Below are 2088 nucleotides of genomic sequence, written 5' to 3' on the forward strand. Positions count from 1 at the left end.
TGCATACTCCTTCTATTGGCGGATGTTTCGGGCAAGGGGATGGGCGCAGCTCTTCTGATGTCGAATGTTCTGGCAGCTTTCAGAATCCTCTATTGTGCTCAGGATTTCAACCTTCTGGAGGTCACCTCGCGGGTTTCAAAAGAGCTTCTCCGGGTGAGCCGTTCGGAAGACTTCGCCACCTTGTTCGCCTGTCAGCTTTGCCCCAAAACTCACCGTCTCAGTTATATAAATGCAGGCCACAACCCGCCTATGATGGTGAGAAGGGATGGAAACGTGGAACAACTCGAGGCGTCTGGCATTCCGATTGGCGCATTTGACATATCCGACTGGGCGGTGAGCAGTCTTGAGTTTGGATTGGGCGACTTTCTTTTCATGTTTACCGACGGAGTGTCTGAGGCGACCAACACCAAAGGTGAGATGTATGAAGACGATAGGTTGGAACATTTTCTTATCAATTCTCGCCACAAGTCCCCAGATGAACTGACCGAATCGGTGCTCGACGAGATCAACACTTTCATGGGGGGCGCCCCCCAGAGTGACGACATCACCATGATGATTTTGCGCAGAGATCGCTGAGAGACAAAACGTCTTGATTTTTCAGATAAATACCCTATCTTTAATCCACGTAAATTCCGGATTTGTTTGGTCTGGTGAAGGAGAAATCATCGTGGCTGCCGAATTCGAAGGGAACGGGCCGAAGAAGAGCCAATCATCTGCCTTCCTTGGCCGCGGGACGAGGGTATCCCACTATCAGGTCGAAAAGAAGATCGGCGCGGGTGGGATGGGGGAAGTCTACCTGGCCGGGGATACCAAACTCAATCGTCGGGTGGCACTGAAGTTTCTGCCTGCTCAGTTCGCCTCGGATCAGGAGTTCAAGGTGCGATTCCAGCGTGAAGCTCAAGCGGCTGCGGCTCTGAACCATCCCAACATCGTCACCGTATACGAAGTTGCGGAGTACCAGGGTCGGCCATATATGGCCATGGAGTACGTGGAAGGTAGATCGCTGAAAGAGCTGATCGCCGAGAAGAAGCTATCTGTCGAGGAAGTGATTGATATTGCCATGCAGATGTGCGACGCCTTGGCCAAGGCTCATGCGGCGGACATTATTCATCGGGACATAAAATCGCACAACGTTCTGATAGACAGGGACGGTCGGGTGAGGGTGCTGGACTTCGGATTGGTGAAGCTAAAAAGGGAAATGATGTTGACACAGGTGGGCACGGTCGTGGGGACGGCGGCTTACATGTCGCCGGAGCAGGCAAAAGGGGAAGAGGTGGATCTCCGCACAGACATCTGGTCTTTGGGTGTGGTTCTCTACGAGATGATCACCGGTGAGATGCCTTTCCGGGGAGAGCATGACCAGGCGGTGATATATTCGATCTTGAATACGGATCCGCGGCCGATAGCCAGTTTCCACCTAAAGTTGCCAACCGAATTGGAGGATATCGTCCGCAAGAGTTTGGCCAAAAGCGTCGAGGAGCGTTACCAGAAAACCGAGGACTTGCTCGCAGACTTAACGTCGCTCAGGGACGCTTTCAAGTCCGGGTCGACGAGAACGCTTCGGGCCACAACCGGGCCTTCGCCTTCCATCGCCGTGCTGCCCTTCAAGAACTTGAGCGCCGATAAAGAGCAGGATTATTTCTGCGACGGCGTGGCCGAAGAGATTATCAGCGCCCTCACGCGCTTGGAGGGTCTGCGGGTGGTTGCCCGAACCTCCGCTTTTTCGTTCAGAGGAGAAAAACGGGACATCCGCGAGATTGGCAGAAAATTGAACGTAGGGAGCGTGCTGGAAGGGAGCGTGCGCAAAGCCGGGAATCGGCTGCGCATCACCGCCCAGTTGGTTGACGTGGCTGACGGATACCATCTCTGGTCCGAGAGATACGATAGGGACATAGGTGAGATGTGCTGCCCGGAAGACATCTTTTCCATTCAGGAGGAGATCTCGCTGGCGGTGGTGGGTAAACTCAAAGTGAAACTTCTGGGAGGAGAGAAGACCAAAGTTCTCAAGCGATATACCGATGATCTGGATGCTTACGATCTGTACCTGAAAGGCCGCTATTTCTGGAATCGGAGAACCGAAGAGAGTCT

General features: G+C 53.4%; 2 protein-coding genes. Both read left to right on the forward strand.

All coding sequences use genetic code 11. From position 1 onward, the window contains the following. A partial coding sequence (locus tag ACETWG_09480) for a PP2C family protein-serine/threonine phosphatase (protein ID MFB0516816.1) occupies window positions 1-576 on the forward strand: 576 nt, incomplete at its 5' end. A 91-nt stretch (window positions 577-667) separates the two neighbouring features. Further along, the coding region (locus ACETWG_09485; protein ID MFB0516817.1) for a protein kinase at window positions 668-2088 on the forward strand (1421 nt) is incomplete at its 3' end.

The organism is Candidatus Neomarinimicrobiota bacterium, from assembly GCA_041862535.1.
Taxonomy (GTDB): domain Bacteria; phylum Fidelibacterota; class Marinisomatia; order SCGC-AAA003-L08; family TS1B11.